Here is a 17,164-nt window from a genome sequence, read left to right as displayed (position 1 = left end):
GGGTATCTCTGAAATGGACCGTAAGGAAGGGGAGCGTATGAGTGACTTGCTCAACCCTGCGAATCTCATCGTGCTGGCCGTCATTGCCGTCGGCATGTTTTTTGGGCTGCGTCGCATTGCCGCATCGACACACGGGAAGAGTTGTTGCAGCGATGGTACGAGCGGCAAGAAGGCCAAAAAGGTTGTTGTGGTGGATACCGATGCGTCGCACTATCCCTATAGCGATGAGCTGCTCATCGGCGGCATGAGCTGTGACGGCTGCGCTCAGAACGTAGCCAATGCCCTCAATGCGCTGGACGGCGTGTGGGCAACGGTAACGTACGCGGACCACACAGCACGCGTACGCTCGAAGCGCCCGGTTGATCGCGACACACTCGAGTCGGCGGTGAGGGGCGCGGGCTATTACGTTATGAAAATGTAGGCGTTGCCCTCTCCGGTGGATACCGGCCTCCTGCCCATTGTGACTATCGGCATCCAAAAATTTGCGCAAAAAATAACCTTTAGATGCGGCAAAAGTGGAGTTTGGTGACGGTTCGCGCGGAATTCGCTACCAATCGAGCATCTATTAACCCGTCCAAAAAATTACAGGTGTATATTTATACGATGATTATTGCTGTGCTCAGATTGCAATTAGCCGTGGACAGAAATGAAGAATGCTAAAACTGGGCTTAAGGACAGGGGAGGCTATAGCCTTATGAGACGAGTGGGAACACTTGGCTTGGTGGCAGCGCTTGCCGCTATCTTGGTATCGCCGCTGCCGGCGCATGCCGAAGATGCTTCGGGTGCCGTTACCTACAATGCGGGAAATGGGTATTCCTTTGAGAAGCTCTCGCATCCTACGGTAGTAACGTCGCAGCCGGATGGTATCGTCGACTACCAGGGTAACGGTGCCGTTGCCGTTCCGGGCGCCGACGGTAACACAGCCAACAACGAAGGCGATCGCGGCCAGAGCTACACTTGGGCGGCTGCGAGCTATGGTGATTGGCTTTATGTGGGCACCTGCTATGCGGCGATGGGCAACACGCTGACGCTCATGAACGGTACGCTGGGCGATTCCTTTGATGCCGAGACCATGCGCCTGACGCTGGAGGCCATGTTTAACGGCACCTTCTTCTATGGACAGCAGAAGGAGGACGGCACGGCCGACAAGGACAGCGGCGGCATCTTGGTCAAGATCAATACCAAGACCGGTGAGACCAAGTTGCTGCTCTCTGAATCGCTCAACGGCGTCGGTCCTTTGTTCCGCAATGCCGTGAGCTATAAGGGTAAGCTTTATTTCTGCGGCAGCGTCAGGACCAATGGCGGCAAAAGCGGCCTGCCTGCTGTATATGAGATCGATCCTAAGACGGATGATTGGAAAGTTGTCTATCAGGGCCTTTCGAGCGCGGACGATTACCGCGATGCCTACAAGCAGGGCATTTCTACCGGTATCCGCGGCATGTGCGTCCATGATGGACAGCTCGTCATCAGCAATGTGGGTAAAGCGGGCAATGAGTTTGTGGCGACAATCCTGACGTCATCTGACCCCTCGAAGGGCCAGGCTAGCTTCACCGAGATTGCTAACTCGAAGACGCTGTTTGGCTATCCGGCGATTCACTATCAGGACAGCATCTACGGCGGCGCCATTTGGGATATGGTCTCGTACAATGGCCATCTCTATGCCACCATCTGCACCGGTACGCCCGAGAACGCTCCCGATGATAATTCCATGCGGTCGTTTGCCATGGTTCGTGGCGACAAGAACGCCGACGGCAGCTATGAGTGGACTTCCATTGTTGGCGATAAGGATGCGACCGATCCAAAGTGCCGTGCAAAGTACTGCTTTGGCATCGATCCTGCCCGCACCCGTTCTGGCGCTGCCAACCTCATCGTCTACAACGACTACCTCTATATCGGTGAATACAACGACGAGGAGATTGCTCTCGAGCGCATCCTGTTCAACAAATCCAACACCGAAGAGGGCGGCAAGAGCGGCATGGGCGGCGTTGACTGCTCGTTTGTGAATGCCAATCTTGAGCAGTCGGTTAACATCTATCGCATGGACAAGAACGAGAACATGGAGCTCGTCGTTGGCGATCCCACCGTCATGTTCCCCGAGGGCGGTATTTCCGGCCTGGCTTCGGGCTTTGGCCGAAACGAGAACCAGTACATTTGGCGCATGCAGAAGTTCGACGGCAAGCTGTATATCGGCACCTTTGATACCGCGAGCCTGCTTGAGCCGATCGGCCAGTTCTCCAATGGCGACATTATCGATATGACGCCCGAGGAGTGGAACTCTCAGGTTCAGCGCCTTAGGGACCTGCTCGATCACCTGCTCGACAAGAAATCGCCTGACGACCCCATCGTTCCCGTGAACACGCCTGCGGACGATGATTCAAACGAGGCCGTCGAGGTCGATGACGAGAAGGCTGAGGCCGTCGAGGTCGATGACGAGAAGACCGAGGTCGCTAAGGGCTTTGGCGACCTGAGCGATGCGCTGGAGGATGCCGCGGGCGATCTTTGCGATCAGGCCGCGACGATGTCCCAGGACGTTGAGGACGACGCCGCTTACGTCCAGAAGATCGATGGCGAGATCGCGTACTTCAAGTCCTTTGCCGACCAGTATCAGGACATGCTCGATAGCTATGAGAGCCTGAAGCAGCAGTACGAGGATGCCTATGGCACCGAGCTGCCGGGCGATATTCAGGATGCGCTCGATAAGCTGCTGAGCGAGGAGAACCTCAAGAAGCTGCAGAGCGTGCTTACGTGCATGTACTACCTGCGCGATGCCGAGCGCGGCTTTGATATGTATGTGACCGAGGACGGCGTGAACTTTACGACGCTGACGACCAATGGCTTTAACGATCCGTATAACCATGGTCTGCGCACCTTTGCGGTGACCAACCAGGGTCTGTGCCTTGGTACCGCCAACCCGTTCTATGGCTGCCAGGTTTGGATCCAGCGCAAGGAGAATTCGGAGAATCCGATTGATCCCGGTACTCCGGATCCGACGAAACCCACCAATCCTTCGCAGCCGGGTGGCGGCGATCAGCCTGGTGGCAGCCAGACGGGCGGCAACGACCAGTCGAGCAGCACCACGACCACCGTCACGACGGCCACTAAGAAGACTCCGAAGGACGGCTCGCTGCCTCACGCTGGCGACTCGACCCTCACGCTGGTCTTGGGATTGCTGGTTGCAGCTGCCGCGGTGCTTGGCATTGCCCTCGTCTTGCGCAAGCGTTCTTGTCGCTAGGCGCGTCCGCGCAGCTCGATGTTTTTGATATCGTCGAAGTCGATGGCGATATCCCTGAGTTTGAGCAGCTTGAATGCGGGTAACACTTCGTCGAGAATGCCCGTGCGGCTACGATAGCCGTACATATCGTAATAGGTGACGCGCATCAGGTCGCCGCGTTTGAGGCCCTCGAGCTTTTTCGAAAGCTCGAGGGCTTTTTCTTCCGTGAGTTCGCATTTGGGCTCAACAGTGATCTCTTGTTTGCGCACGAGCTCGTAGTATCCCGTGAGGGCGGCAAAGGGCATAAACTGTGCGGCACGGCCGGCGCGGACGGCGCCGTTGGCGGTGAGCTTGGGGTCGGCGGATCGACGTCTTCCCTCGGGGTCCGCTAGACGTTCAAAAGGCGTCGGTGGCCGCATCGGCTGTTGTTGGGACTTAGGCACGATGTCCTCCTACCTGATCGTTGCGTTCGCGTGCGGTGGCGCCGGCGGTGAAGCTTAATCCCTTGACGAGCGCGTTCTTGCCGTACTTGCCCTTCACGGCCAGGACGGCGCGCGCCAGGTCGCGCTCGCGCTCATCGGCCTTAACATCGCTGAACAGGTCGATAGTGGCAAATTCCTCGGGCACCAGATTGCCAAATCCCAGGTTGATGCGCTTGACCGGTCGTTTGGGATCGACAGTCTGCGCCCAGAGCTCATCGAAATAGCCCATGATCTTCTTAAACGAATTGGTGCGCTCGGGCAGCTTGCGCGAGGCGTTGGAGTGCGCAAAGAGCGCGGCATAGCCACCACGCGGCTTGCCGCCGTGTTCGCCCACAAAGATGCCGTCAATCGCCTGTGCCTCTCGCACCAAACGTCGGCGTTCGTCATCGCGCTGGACGGGCTTGGGCGCGCGGGGTGCGAGCTTGGGGCCGGCGGTTGCGGCGGGTTCGATGCTCGACGTGCTCGAACGCAAATGCCCGCATCCGTCTACATATTGCGCTGTGCCGCTGGCGTCGAGGCGGCGTATGTCGGCGCGCTCGCTCGCGTAGCCTACAAAGAGCGAGATGCTGTTGCACACCACGTGCTTATCGACTAAGTCCAGCACAGCGTTGTCGACCATCTCGCGCAACACGGTGTAGGCTTGCTCATAGGCATAACCCTTCGATAGCACTTGCCCCGTGGTTGTTGAGGTTGCCTGCGGGCGATAGGCCTGAATATCGGCGATAGTTGTCGGCTCGCGCCCAAAGGCGTGGTCGATAAGATACTCGGCATTGACGCCGAGCTCGTCGTAGAGCAGGTTTTCGTCGAGCGCCGCGACGCCCATCAGATCGTAGACGCCGTATTTTTCGAGTCGTGCTGCCACGCCGGGCCCAATGCCCCAGATGTCGGTGATGGGGCGATGGGGCCAGATCTCCTTGCGAAAGGTCTCGTCGTCGAGTTTGCCGATGCGGCTGGGTACGTGCTTGGCGGTAATGTCGAGTGCCACCTTGGCCTGGAATAGGTTGGGGCCGATGCCAACCGTTGCCGTGATGCCGGTGCGCGCCAGGACCTCGTCGCGCAACATGCAGGCGAAGCCTTCAGCGTCGGTATGGTAGAGGTCCAGATAGGGTGTCACGTCGATAAAGCATTCGTCGATGGAGTAGACGTGCACGTCTTGCGGACTCACGTATTCCAGATAGATACCGTAAATTTGCGCCGACACCTCCATGTAGTGCTGCATGCGCGGTATGGCCTTGATGTAGTCGATGCCGTCGGGAATTTCGAACAGACGGCAGCGATTGTGTATCCCCAGGTCCTTCATGGCCTGTGTGATGGCGAGACAGATGGTCGTGCGCCCGCGCGATTCGTCGGCAACGACCAGGTTGGTGGTGAGCGGGTTGAGCCCGCGGTCAACGCACTCGACGCTAGCGTAGAACGTCTTAAGGTCGATGCAGACATAGGTGTGACGCTCGTGCCCCACGCGTCCTCCCATCAAACACATGTTCTTATCGAATACATGTTCGATAATACCCGCTTGTGCGGACATCGTCAAAACCTGTCCCTTTTTGGTCGGTCGCCGTTTGGGGGCGGATTGGCAACGCTCGCTGATTACGGTCTTGACCTGCGCTAGAATAGGGGCATCTGATTATCCGGGCGCATGGAGGTATGCGCCCGTATGTTGAGGAGGACTTTATGGCAACTGTTGCCGCACCTATCGACGCTACGTCGACCGCCGCTTGGAAGGCGCTCGAGGCCCATCAGGAGAAGCTCGAGGCCGAGGGTATCGACCTCAAGGCCTGGTTCGCTGCCGATGCGGAGCGCGTGAACAAGCTGAGCTTTGACGCCGGCGACCTGCACTTCGATCTGTCGAAGAACCTGGTGACCGATGAGACCGTCAAGCTGCTGTGCGATCTTGCCCGCGAGGTGAAGCTCGAGGAGCGCCGCGACGCCATGTTCTCCGGCGAGCACATCAACACCACCGAGGACCGCGCCGTCCTGCACACCGCGCTGCGCCGCCCGGCAAGCGAGAAGGGCCAGCTCATCGTTGACGGCCAGGATGTCGTCGCCGACGTGCACGAGGTCCTCGACCGCATGTATGCCTTCGCCGAGCGCGTGCGCTCCGGTGAGTGGAAGGGTGTTACCGGCAAAAAGATCGAGCACCTGGTGTCCATCGGCATCGGCGGCTCCGACCTGGGCCCGGTCATGGCTTACGAGGCCCTGCGTCCCTATGCCGACGCCGGTATTGATTGCCGCTATATCTCCAACATCGATCCCAACGACCAGGCCGAGAAGCTCAAGGGTTTGGATCCCGAGACCACGCTCGTGATTATCGTCTCCAAGACCTTCACCACGCTCGAGACCCTCACCAACGCCCGCGAGGTCAAGACCTGGATGCTCGAGCAGCTCAAGGCTCAGGGCGCCATCGATGGCTCCGATGAGCAGAACGCCGAGGCCGTGGCAAAGCACTTCGTCGCCGTTTCCACCGCACTCGAGAAGGTCGAGGCCTTCGGCATCGACCCCGCCAACGCCTTTGGTTTCTGGAATTGGGTCGGCGGCCGCTACTCCGTCGACTCCGCCGTGGGCCTGTCGCTGATCGTCGTGCTCGGCCCCGAGCGTTTCCAGCAGTTCCTTGAGGGCTTCCACGCCATCGACGAGTACTTCTGCAACACGCCGCTCGAGAACAATGCCGTCGCGCTGATGGGTCTGCTCAACGTCTGGTACGTCAACTTCTTCGGTTCCAAGAGCCATGCCGTGCTGCCGTACTGCCAGTACCTGCACCGCTTCCCGGCCTACCTGCAGCAGCTCACCATGGAGTCCAACGGCAAGCATGTTCGCTGGGACGGCAGCGCCGTGACCTCCGACACCGGTGAGATCTTCTGGGGCGAGCCCGGCACCAACGGCCAGCATGCCTTCTACCAGCTGCTGCACCAGGGCACCGTGGTGGTTCCGGCCGACTTTATCGCTTTCGCCAACACTGCCAACCCCGCAACCGACAGCGGCCAGGATGTCCACGAGCTGTTCCTGGGCAACTTCCTGGCTCAGACCAAGGCGCTCGCCTTTGGCAAGACGGCCGACGAGGTTCGTGCCGAGGGTACGCCCGAGCAGATCGTCCCGGCCCGTTGCTTTGAGGGCAACCGCCCGACGACCTCGATCTTTGGCGACACGCTGACCCCGTTTGCGCTCGGCGAGCTCATCGCCCTGTACGAGCACATCACGTTTGTCGAGGGCACGGTCTGGGGCATCGACTCCTACGACCAGTGGGGCGTCGAGCTGGGCAAGCAGCTTGCCAAGCAGATTACCCCGGCCTTCCACGACGACGCCGCCAAGGCCGAGCAGGACGCTTCGACCCAGGCGCTCATCGAGTTCTACCGCGCGCATCGCAAGTAGTCGCTGCTGTTAACGCATCGCGCCTTATAGTCAGGGGCCCGTATCCTATCGGATGCGGGCCCCTTTGCTTTGCCGTGGTCCCGGGGCGCACGGCCTTTGTGGAACATTGCCGGGGCGCCGCGCGCTGCGAGAACCCTGCGCCTAGATCTCGGCCTCCGCATGGCCTCGCTGCGCCTCGGGCAGCTCCCCGTAGAGCGGATGGTCTTCGAGCCTAAAGCGCTCGACCTGTTCGGGAGTGCGACCGCGTACAAAGAGCCACGAGCGATCGATCGGCGTCGCCATGAGCGTGCTGGGCAGCGCGTCGGCGCGGTCGGAAAACACTCGGGCACTCTCGGGATCCTGGAACGCCAGCACCAGATGCGTGTCGCAGTTGCCCATGATGGAGCGTGCGCGTGCCTCGCCATAGAGCGCATCGAGCTGGTTGGTCGACTGCAGCAGCAGCGTTGCCCAGATGTTGCGGCTTCGGATAATCGAGAGCACGTTGTCGATCTGGGGGATCTGCAGATTTGCGAAGTCATCGAGCATAAAGCGCACGGGCACGGGCAGGCTGCCGTCGGGCTGCCTATCGGCCTCACGAATGAGGCCCATAAACGCCTGCGAAATAAAGAGGCCGGTCAGCGGATCGAGATTGCGGTCAATATCGCTCACGGTTACAAACAGGGCGCAGGGGGTGTGTCCCATGGAAGCGAAGTCCACCTGATGGCACTCACGATAGAGCTGTGCCGCACCGTCGAATCCCAGACACATGACCTTTTCGGCAAGGATGCCGACGATGCTCGCGTGCATGCGCTCGGCATTTTGCGTAATGGCGTAGCGCCGCCATAGCGAGAGGGCATAGCTTTGGGGGTCGGTCGTGATCAGGTCGTCAAACAATCGACCCGTGGCACCGTCCTGCAGGTGCTCGATCAGCTTGATGACCGAGCTGATCGTCTGCTCGTCGGCGGGTAGCTGTTCGGTGACGTAGGCGATAAGACACGACAGCAGGTTTGCCGCCGCATGATCCCAAAAAGGCTGGTTGTTGTCCTCGATGGGGCAGATGGCCTTTGCCACCGAGAGGATGTCCTGCTGGTTGGGCCTGCCGTCCGCCTTGCGGCGAATGTGCCTCAGGGGGTTGTAGCCGCAGCGCTCGATGCCGGGCGCAAGGGCCGGGACGGTGTTGAGGTCGGCGAAGTTGAGACATTGCACGCGGTAACCGTGGGCTGCCAGCACGGGTCCCACTTCGCGACAGAGCGTGCCTTTGGTGTCGAGCACGATGTAGCTTGCGTTCATTTGCAGCAGGTTGGGCTTGAGGACGTTTCGGGTCTTGCCGGCTCCCGAGGGGCCGATCACAAGTGCATTGTTGTTGAGTCCCGTTTGGCGGGTGTCGCAGGAAAGCGTTCGATCCTTGGCGAGGATGGTGGACGATGCGGACTCAGATGCGGCGAGGCGGCTGGCGAGGTTAGACATGGGCGACCTCCTTGGTGGTCGAGAGGATTTCGTGGGCAAAGCCGAGCTCGACGGCGCGCTCGGCCGAAAGGTAGGTGTCTTTTGCAGTGAGGGACTGGATGCGCTTGGGCGTGAGGCCGCTGCGGTCCGAGAGGATTTGCGTGAGGGTCTTGCGGGTCTGCATGAGACGCCGGCTGGTTTCCTGCAGCGCAAGTGCCGAGCCGCCTGCCCCCTGGGGGATCAGCGGGTCGTGAATCATGAGCTCTGCATGGGGCGCCATACGGCGATCGTCGCCGCCCATAAAGATCACGGCGCCCATGGACGCGGCGAATTCCAGGCAGACGGTGCGGATGGGGCACGATGCGAGGCGCATGGCGTCATAGATCGCAAGACCCGATCGCACGCTTCCGCCGGCGCTGGCGACAAATATGGTGATGGGGCGGCTGGGGTCGGTGGCATCGAGCAGGCGAATCTGCTGGCATAGGTCATGGGCCATCGGGGTTTCGATGTTTCCCATGACGGAGAGCTCGCGACGGGCGAGCATCTCATCGTAAATGCTGGTGAGCGTGATACCTCGGGCGGATTCACGCATGGTGAGGGGGCTGATGATGGGGGAATGATTGGTGTCCATGAGGACTCCTTTCTGTTGGTTGTGTCGTGGAATAGGATTGTTGCCCGCGGGGGGCTGGCGGGCTACAGGGCTCGTCCGAGCCTGAGATCGAGCTCGGTTGTGGGGCGGGCTGCCTGTTCGTGCGGCTCGCAAGCACCAAAGGCTCCAAAGCGATGGAGCGTTGCGGCGGGCGTGGTGTAGGCGAGCCGCAGCTGATGCTCGACAGGGGCACATCCGTCATTTTTGTAATGAGCCGCGTAGTACTGCGCGATGCTGGCGTTCATCTCGCTGCCATTGCGATGGCGCTCAAACTGGCGTCTGCAGGTCTCGATGATCTTTGCTACCGACTTGGGTGCCGTCGCGGGAACAAGGGCGAGATAGCCCTCAAATAGCTCGTTGATGCTCAGGAGGCACAGCAGATCGATCAGCGTCCTTATGGCTGCTCCCTCGGCGGAAAAGTGCGCGGTCATGCGGTTATATCGGTTGCGGTCGACGATGGCCGCATGGGGTCTTGGAGTTTTCTGCCCCGTGGTCCCGGGCTTTTGCCGCGCCTGTGTATTGAGCTCGACGTTGCAGCGCTTGAGGCCGTCCAGCGGAAGGAACAGTGCGGTGCGCAGGGTGTTCCGCTTGCTTTCGAGTTCATGACGCTCGTCGGGTTCCCATTCGAGCTTGAGTTTCGTGTCGAGCGCCGTAAGCATATGGGCTAGGCAGCCTACGGTAAGAACGTACGAATCGTTGTCGCGTTTGGGGCATAGGGGTCTGTCAGCTTGCGAATGTCGGGGTCGCCCATGATCTTTGTGCAGCGCTTCAGCAGTTGAGGGTGGTCGGCCAAGATCGTCGCGAGCGGTAGCGACGCGTAGTTCTTGATGGTCGCGGCGGCAAAGGCGGCGTCATATTCGTTTGCATATGCTCGCTCAATGCGGGCATCCAGAATGCTTTTCTTGTCGCCGTCTTCAGCGTGGTGGTTTGTCATAGCTTCTCCAATCGGTTGATGTTCGTGCTGTTTGTTGATGTGTTGGTTGTCGTGAGTGATGTGCTTGCCGTGGGTGATGTGCTGACGTTGGGGTGCTATGCGGTTTTCAATGAGCCCGTGAGGCAGTTGCTGCAGGGGCGGGATGGAACGGCCCATGCAAGGCGGAAGGCATCGTGCTCAAAATCGAGACAGCAATGCCCCGGGCGCCTCACATGTGGCAGTTACCTCATTAAGTTGTCATTGCGTTTGGGGTTGTACTTTGCCGATCTTCCTTCTCTTACACGCTAAAACTCAAACTTCATATGCTCGATCTACTTAAAACCGCAACGGCGGTCTTTTATCAACTTATATGTCGGAACGCGTCTTTGCAAGTACTTTTTTGCGTTTGTTTCAAATGGGGTGGTTTTGCAACCGTCACGCGCCACGCTATGCGAACGTGCCCCGGCTCGGATAAGATAGTGCGCGATAAAAACGATGCAAGGAGGCACATATGGCAATCAAAGCCATCGCAATGGATATCGACGGTACGCTCACCAACGACCAAAAGGTCATCAGCCCGCGTACGCGCGAGAAGCTGCTCGCGGCGCAGGAGTCGGGCATTAAGCTCATCTTGGCTTCGGGCCGTCCCGCATGGGGGTTGCACGCCTTGGCGCAGGAGCTCGACCTTCAGAACCATGATGGTCTGCTAGTTGCCTTTAATGGCGCGCATGTGGTCGACGCTCAGACCGATGAGGTGCTGTTCGATCAGGCTATGCCTGCCGACGAATTGCATCGCCTGATTGATCACCTGCGCAATTTCGACGTGATTCCCATGATCTCGCTCGGTCGGGACCTGCACGTCGTGGACTCGTATCGCTGCATGATCACACTGCCGGACGGTTCGCAGAAGAATATTGTCAAGTATGAGCGCGATGCGTGCGATCTTAAGATTCGCGAGGTCGAGAGCTTGCATGAGGTCGTGGACACTTATCCCGTGGACAAGCTGCTGACGGCGGGTGATCCGACCTACCTGCAGGCGCATTACGAGGAGATGTATGCGCCCTTTACCCAGACGCTTTCGGGCATGTTTACGGCCGACTGGTACTTTGAGTACACGGCGCCCGGTATCGACAAAGCCCGTGCGCTCGAGGGTGCCCTGCCCAAGCTCGGTATCGATGCCAGCGAGGTCGTCTCGTTTGGCGACGGCCAGAACGACAAGTCCATGATTGAGTGGGCCGGCACCGGTGTTGCCATGGGCAACGCCGTCGATGAGGTTAAGGCAGTTGCCCAGATGGTAACCGCCAATAACAACGAAGACGGTATTGCAGTGGCGCTGGATAAGCTGCTGGGTTAGAATCGCCGATTAATGCATGGTTTGGGCGCCTGCTTGCGGGCGCCCTTTTGTTAGGGAGGGTGCCGTGTCCGCATTTCCGTTCGACGCCGTTATCTTTGACATGGACGGTGTCATTGTCGATACCGAGTATTACTACCTGGGCGAGACTGCCGCGTTTGCCAAGGAGCTTGGGCTTAACCTGACTCAAGAGGAGTTGAATGGGCAAGTCGGTACCTCGCATCAGTTCTTCCTGCATATGCTGGTCGATTGGTTTGAGCGCGCCGGTAAGGGGCATTTCACTGGCGAGGAAGCGTTGGCCCGTTGGGACGAGTGGGCGCATAAGCGTCCGCGCGACTATCAGGCTTTGATTAACCCAGGCGCCGTGGATACGATTCGAGAGCTGCCGCGCCGTGGCGTTCGCGTGGCGCTTGCCAGCTCGTCTCCCATGGATAGCATCGAGGAAGTGCTCAACGCGTGCGGGCTGTCGGATGCCTTTGAGTATGTGGTGAGCGGCGAGCAGTTTAAGGAGAGTAAGCCCGAGCCCGACATCTACCTGCATGCGCTGGACCTGCTGGGGCTGCCCGCGAATCGCTGCTGCTGCGTTGAGGATTCGGTGCCTGGCATCACTGCCGGCAAGCGAGCCGGCCTGACGGTCGTTGCCAAGCGCGAGGAACGCTTTGGCTTTAGCCAGGATGCCGCGGACAAGATTATCGACCAGCTGCCGGAGCTGCTCACGCTTTCTTAGGAGCGCGGTAGTTGCGCGTTTTTCGGGTCTGATGAGTAAATAGCCAACATTTTGGTGCGACACCTAGCATACTTTAAGCTAATGCGGGCTTAAGGGCTTGTTGAATGCCCTTAAGCCCGTTTTAGAATTAATTGTGCTGGGAGAGGGTATATGCCACCGACTGAAGGGCCGACTGACGGTAAAGCAGCGATACCGCTGTACCAACAGGTCATTGATATCATTAAAAACGAAATCAACTCCGGCGCCTACAAGTCAGGCGCGCGGATACCCAACGAATTCGAATTGGCTGAGAGCTATAAAGTTGGCCGCGTTACCGTGCGACGCGCTATTGAGGAGCTCGTCCAGCAGGGCTATCTAACGAAGCGACAGGGGAAAGGCACGTTTGTCAATGCCCCCAAGCTCAAGCGCAAGATTCGCCAGAAGGATGACGTTCAGAGTTTTTCGGACGCATGCCGCGTTAACGGAATGGAACCGGGGGCGTGTGTCATTTCGAGAAAGATACTGCCGGCGGATTCCACCGAAGCACAGTTCTTTGGTGTTCCCGTTGGAACTGACTTGATTTGCGTTGAGCGCGTGCGCACTGCCGATGGCGTCCCTGTCATGCTCGAGAACAACATATATGTTTACGAGGACAACGCCTATCTATCAACGGCACCTCTATCTAACCAATCCATTTTTGAGTTCGTGCGCAACCGGACGGGCCGCACGCCCGCGTTTACCGACCCGTGCACGCTCGAGATCGCGTGCGCGTCGCCCGAGGTCGCTCGACTGTTGGCAGTTCCCGTTGGCGAACCCTTGTTTTATATGGAAGCCTTCTTTTTCGATGGGCAGCGGCGGCCGTTTATCATCGGTCGTCAGCGAATCGTTGGGTCTCGCTACGTTTTTGACATCTAGGACATTGCGAATGGAAGCGCCCGGTGGATCATCTCACCGGGCGCTTCCATACCGTTCACGGCACAAACGCAACCGTTCAACCGCGTTGCGGCAATCAGTTTGAAATTATCTTGATGAAGGAAAAAGCTGCTGGTAATCTATAGAACGTCATAGAACGTTTGCCTTGTGTAAGCGTTGAAGCGAGATGTGATGCATTCTCGAGTTCTTTGGAGGTATCTATGTCAGATACGAAGGCGAAGAAGACAAACAGACGTTTTAAGTTCAAATTACCGCATGTCTATACGATCATGTTCTTGCTGATCGTTGTCTTTGCGGTCCTGACTTGGATCGTTCCCTCTGGTCAGTATCAGCGCAAGACGATTTCGACAGCGGCGGGTGAGCGTGAAGTCGCCGTTGCTGGAACCTATGAACAGGTCGATAAGAACTACACCGATTCCGAGACCGGCGAGACCATCAATCTGGGCCAGGATATCTTTGCGGTCCTGCAAGCGCCTACTAAGGGCATCCAGGAGGCTGCCGACGTCGTTGCGTTCGTCTTATTGATTGGCGGATCGTTCGCAATCATCACCAAGACCAACGCTTTGAATGCCGGCATGAGCCGTGTGATTAAAAAACTCAAGAACAAGGACATCCTCATCATTCCCATCACGATGACGTTGCTGTCCATTTGCGGCACTACGTTTGGTATGTCTGAGGAAGCCCTGCCGTTCTATGCCATCTTCATTCCCATCATGATGGGTATCGGTTATGACTCGATGACGGCATTCATCATCTGCTTCCTTGGTCCTAACCTGGGATATTGTGCCTCGACCATCGATCCGTTTAACGTCTTGATCGCACAGGGCATTATCGGCATCGAGGGCAATCCTCAGCTGTGGCTGCGCGCCATTTCTTGGGTCATCTTTACCGCCGTTGGCATCGCATGGGCCATGCGCTATGCCATGCGCGTCAAGAAAAACCCCGAGTCGTCCATTACGTATGAGGACGATAAGCTCAAGCGTATCGAGTTTTCCGTGACCGATGCTTCCATCGAGGAAGAGTTCACTACCCGTCAGAAGCTCGTGCTTATCGATTTTGCCTGCGGTATGGGCATTATCGTCTGGGGTCTTGTTACCCAGGGCTGGTACATGAATGAGATTTCCGCCGTGTTCCTTGGCATGGGCTTGCTTGCCGGTATCCTGGGCGGTCTTGACCAGCAGACGATCGCTGAGGAGTTCGTTAAAGGTCTCGCCGACTTTGCGTACGCCGCTATCGTTATCGGTATCGCTCGCGGTATTCTGGTCATCGCCGAGGGCGGCATGATCATCGACACCATCCTCCAGGCGCTCGCTACTGCGCTCGCCGGTGCACCCGCCGCCGTCTACACCACGTTTATGTATATCGTCCTTGGCCTGCTCTCTTTGCTGGTTCCCTCGAGTTCTGGCCTGGCGGCGCTCACCATGCCTGTTATGGGCCCCCTGACCGAGCTTATGGGCCTCAATCCCGAGGCAGCCGTTACCGCGCTCCAGTTTGCTAATCAGACCATCAACACCATCAGTCCCGTGGCGGGCATGACGGTCGCCGGCCTTGCCGTGGCTAAGATTTCGTTTGGCCAATGGTGGAAGACCATTTGGAAGTTCTTCATTTTCATGGTCGTCTTTGGCCTGATCGTAACGGCAATCTCTGGCATGCTTCCGATGTAGGTGGTTGTGATGTCTGATCGTTTGACGGTCCTGACGTCTAAGAGCGTCTTTACTGGTACGGGGGACCTGCCGTTTGAAGGTTTCGTAGCGGTCCGTGGCAATCGAATTGAGGCTGTTGGCACCAAGTGCGAGGTAGCTTCGTATTTGACCCAAGCGGACGAGGTAGTTGACCTGGGCGACCGCACCGTCATGCCCGGCCTGATCGATGTGCATACCTTCTATACGGGCTGGGCACTGCGGACGTTGGGGTCTGATCTGTCCGGCGTCGCCGATGCCAAAGAGGCCGTGTCGCTCTTGCGTGCATGGAAAGAAGATCATCCGGATTGCGCGGCGGCTTTTGGCCACAACCTACCCGAAACGTTGGCATCGGATGCCGAGAACGCAAATACAGCAGCTGTGTTTGACGAGTGTTTTGGCGATATCCCTGTCGTCTGCTTTACACCGGGCGCGGAGACCTGTGTTCTCAATGCTGCCGCCAGTGCGCGATACGGCTTCACACCCCAGGCGTGCTATGCCGAGAAGATCTGGCGCATGATGAGCGATTTCCTCGCGCTGCCTGAGGTACGTGCCGGGTATTCGGACTACATGAGCATGCTTAACGAACGCGGCGTTACCGCCATCAAGGAGATGGCGTTTGATGACTACTACGGCTTTGCCGACGAAATGGCTCGCCGTGAGGAATCTGGTGAGCTGACGGTTCGCGTCTCTATGATGTCGCAGCCGGTGGGTGCCGGTGCAAATCTTGCATATGCCCGCGAGGCACGAGAGCGCTTCCGGGGACCGTTCGTTCGTTTTTCTGGCTTCAACCGTATGACCGATCGCGGCGTATGGGCGGGGCTTGCCGAGATGATAGAACCCTATGAGGACTCGGCCGATGCGGGTGCTGCCGGCAAGACGGTCGTCGAGGAGCCAGAGTGGGATCTGATTGAGAACGAGCTGCGTGCAATTGATGCTGACGGATTCCGATATTCCTTGCATTGCCAGGGCGATGGCGCCGTTCGTCGCACCGTGGCGCTCTATGCCTCGCTGCCTCGAGACGAGCATGGACGGATGCTTCGCCGCCATGCGATTACCGATCTCGAGAACTCTGACCCGACCGATCTTGTCGAGTTTGGCAAGTTAGGTGGAATTTGCGAGGTCTATCCGCAGATTCTGACGCTGGACCGACGCGAGGATTGCCTGTCGATGATGCGTCGACAAATTGGCGAGACGCGACTTTTGCATAGCTGGAATCGCCGCGGCATGGAAGATTCCGGATGCACAGTGTGCTGTGGCACGGATTTACCGCTGTTGATTCCGAGCTTGGGCGAGTCAATCTACAGTGCGTGCGGCGGATACTTCGACGACGGACTGCCCGTGAATGAGGTCAACGCGCTGACGCTTGTCGAGCTCTTGCGCGCTTGGACTGCCGGGGGCGCGTACGACCTGATGCGCGAAGACGAGCTGGGTACGCTCGAGGTCGGCAAGCTTGCCGATATTTGCGTGCTCGATCGGGATGTGTTTGACCTCGATTATCGCGACGCACGCGATCTTGCGGTTGATATGACGATGTCGGACGGACAAATCGTGTTCGATCGAAATAAGGAGGCATAAGGTGTCTGAATCCAAACCGACGCTGCGCCGCGAACAGATTGCGGGCATGAATATCCACTACATCATGTGGTCGCTCGATTACTTCCTTGACGCGCAGCAGCGTTTGGGCTTTGAGTCCATTGAGCTGTGGTGTGCGGAGCCGCATGTGACGCTCGACCACACGGGCTACTTTGAGGCTGAGGTCCTGGCGAAAAAGGCTGCAGACCGTGGGCTTAGGTATCGTACTCTGTGCCCCGAGAATGTTGTCTATCCTTGGCAATACTGCGCACGCAAGCCGCTGCATGAACAGCGCAGCCTGGCGTACTTTAAGCACGGCATTGAGCTTGCCGAGGTACTTGGGTGCGACCGTATGTCCGTCAACTCGGGCTGGGGCGACTGGGACGAGGATCGCGAGGAAGCCTGGAAGCGCAGCCGCGAGCACTTGTCCATTCTGGCGGAGTATGCCGGCGAGCACGGTCTGGTGCTTACGATGGAAAGCCTGCGTCCCGAGGAGAGCAACCTTGTGACGACGGTTTCCGATGCGAAGCGCATGATTGACGAGGTCGCGAGCCCGTACTTACAGCCCATGGTTGATACAACCGCGATGGGCGTTGCAGGCGAGACGCTCGAGGACTGGTTTGCCGCCTTTGGTGATGGGGCAATTCACGAGATGCACTTTATCGACGGTGACCCGTATGGCCATCTGGTGTGGGGCGATGGCAAGCACGATATGGACGCCTTCGTCGCCACGCTCAACGCCCATGGTTTTGACGGCATGCTGGGCCAGGAAATCACGGACGGTCGTTACTACGATGACCCGGCGGCGGCAGATGCCAAGAACATGGCCGCATTCGAGAAATATCTGATTGACTAAAACAACTATCGGCCACGC

At 58.3% G+C, this 17,164-nt stretch carries 15 protein-coding genes; 9 read left to right on the top strand and 6 right to left on the bottom strand.

Annotated elements, in window-relative coordinates; translation table 11 throughout:
• Nucleotides 1-37 precede the first annotated feature (37 nt).
• Together ACESSC_RS06370 and ACESSC_RS06365 are read left to right on the top strand one after the other, a co-directional pair.
• Nucleotides 38-421: a heavy-metal-associated domain-containing protein gene (locus ACESSC_RS06370; RefSeq protein ID WP_118081857.1), complete on the top strand. Its 384-nt coding sequence runs from the start codon at nucleotides 38-40 to the stop codon at nucleotides 419-421.
• Between the two features lie 273 nt (nucleotides 422-694).
• The gene (locus tag ACESSC_RS06365) at nucleotides 695-3,232 is read left to right on the top strand and encodes a hypothetical protein (protein WP_373161998.1); all 2,538 of its coding nucleotides are present in this window, start codon (nucleotides 695-697) and stop codon (nucleotides 3,230-3,232) included.
• Here ACESSC_RS06365 and ACESSC_RS06360 read toward each other — a convergent pair.
• Together ACESSC_RS06360 and ACESSC_RS06355 are read right to left on the bottom strand one after the other, a co-directional pair.
• Nucleotides 3,229-3,654, bottom strand: coding sequence for a hypothetical protein (locus tag ACESSC_RS06360; RefSeq protein ID WP_373161995.1), 426 nt, complete (start codon nucleotides 3,652-3,654; stop codon nucleotides 3,229-3,231). The two genes, ACESSC_RS06365 and ACESSC_RS06360, sit on opposite strands and share 4 nt — an antisense overlap.
• On the bottom strand, nucleotides 3,647-5,218 hold the full coding sequence (locus ACESSC_RS06355) for a Y-family DNA polymerase (RefSeq protein ID WP_118081853.1): 1,572 nt from the start codon (nucleotides 5,216-5,218) through the stop codon (nucleotides 3,647-3,649). The genes ACESSC_RS06360 and ACESSC_RS06355 overlap by 8 nt, the downstream gene beginning before the upstream one ends.
• Nucleotides 5,219-5,364: 146 nt before the next feature.
• Between ACESSC_RS06355 and pgi the strand changes: the two genes are divergently transcribed.
• Nucleotides 5,365-7,059 carry a glucose-6-phosphate isomerase gene (gene pgi / locus ACESSC_RS06350; RefSeq protein WP_117564424.1) on the top strand — a complete coding sequence of 565 codons (1,695 nt, stop codon included), beginning with the start codon at nucleotides 5,365-5,367 and terminating at the stop codon, nucleotides 7,057-7,059.
• Between the two features lie 141 nt (nucleotides 7,060-7,200).
• Here pgi and ACESSC_RS06345 read toward each other — a convergent pair whose 3' ends face one another.
• From ACESSC_RS06345 to ACESSC_RS06330, 4 genes are all read right to left on the bottom strand, one after another.
• The gene (locus ACESSC_RS06345) at nucleotides 7,201-8,505 is read right to left on the bottom strand and encodes a VirD4-like conjugal transfer protein, CD1115 family (RefSeq protein WP_117745869.1); all 1,305 of its coding nucleotides are present in this window, start codon (nucleotides 8,503-8,505) and stop codon (nucleotides 7,201-7,203) included.
• The gene (locus ACESSC_RS06340) at nucleotides 8,498-9,115 is read right to left on the bottom strand and encodes an ATP-dependent Clp protease proteolytic subunit (protein WP_022094432.1); all 618 of its coding nucleotides are present in this window, start codon (nucleotides 9,113-9,115) and stop codon (nucleotides 8,498-8,500) included. Before ACESSC_RS06340 ends, ACESSC_RS06345 begins: the two co-directional genes overlap by 8 nt.
• A gap of 62 nt (nucleotides 9,116-9,177) precedes the next feature.
• Complete coding sequence (locus ACESSC_RS06335) at nucleotides 9,178-9,792, bottom strand: hypothetical protein (RefSeq protein ID WP_373161991.1); 615 nt, start codon at nucleotides 9,790-9,792, stop codon at nucleotides 9,178-9,180.
• 14 nt (nucleotides 9,793-9,806) lie between these two features.
• Entirely contained in the window at nucleotides 9,807-10,223 is a 417-nt protein-coding gene (locus ACESSC_RS06330) for a hypothetical protein (protein WP_373161988.1), read from the bottom strand.
• Between the two features lie 334 nt (nucleotides 10,224-10,557).
• Between ACESSC_RS06330 and ACESSC_RS06325 the strand changes: the two genes are divergently transcribed.
• The 6 genes from ACESSC_RS06325 (at nucleotide 10,558) to ACESSC_RS06300 (ending at nucleotide 17,146) form a co-directional block, all read left to right on the top strand.
• Nucleotides 10,558-11,400, top strand: a complete 843-nt coding sequence (locus ACESSC_RS06325; RefSeq protein WP_373161985.1) for a Cof-type HAD-IIB family hydrolase — start codon at nucleotides 10,558-10,560, stop codon at nucleotides 11,398-11,400.
• A 64-nt stretch (nucleotides 11,401-11,464) separates the two neighbouring features.
• Nucleotides 11,465-12,124 (top strand): HAD family hydrolase, encoded by a 660-nt coding sequence (locus ACESSC_RS06320; RefSeq protein WP_306437775.1) that lies wholly within the window; start codon nucleotides 11,465-11,467, stop codon nucleotides 12,122-12,124.
• 150 nt (nucleotides 12,125-12,274) lie between these two features.
• Entirely contained in the window at nucleotides 12,275-13,018 is a 744-nt protein-coding gene (locus ACESSC_RS06315; protein WP_373161981.1) for a GntR family transcriptional regulator, read from the top strand.
• A 218-nt stretch (nucleotides 13,019-13,236) separates the two neighbouring features.
• The gene (locus ACESSC_RS06310) at nucleotides 13,237-14,700 is read left to right on the top strand and encodes a YfcC family protein (protein ID WP_373161978.1); all 1,464 of its coding nucleotides are present in this window, start codon (nucleotides 13,237-13,239) and stop codon (nucleotides 14,698-14,700) included.
• Between the two features lie 9 nt (nucleotides 14,701-14,709).
• The gene (locus ACESSC_RS06305) at nucleotides 14,710-16,293 is read left to right on the top strand and encodes an amidohydrolase (RefSeq protein WP_373161975.1); all 1,584 of its coding nucleotides are present in this window, start codon (nucleotides 14,710-14,712) and stop codon (nucleotides 16,291-16,293) included.
• A 1-nt stretch (nucleotide 16,294) separates the two neighbouring features.
• Complete coding sequence (locus ACESSC_RS06300; protein WP_195535836.1) at nucleotides 16,295-17,146, top strand: sugar phosphate isomerase/epimerase family protein; 852 nt, start codon at nucleotides 16,295-16,297, stop codon at nucleotides 17,144-17,146.
• The last annotated feature ends 18 nt before the right edge of the window (nucleotides 17,147-17,164 follow it).

The organism is Collinsella aerofaciens, assembly GCF_964243765.1.
In the GTDB taxonomy this organism is placed as follows: Bacteria; Actinomycetota; Coriobacteriia; order Coriobacteriales; family Coriobacteriaceae; genus Collinsella; species Collinsella aerofaciens_BU.
The sequence above is the reverse complement of the archived record's forward strand: the minus strand, read 5'-3'. Positions and strand labels throughout refer to the sequence as shown.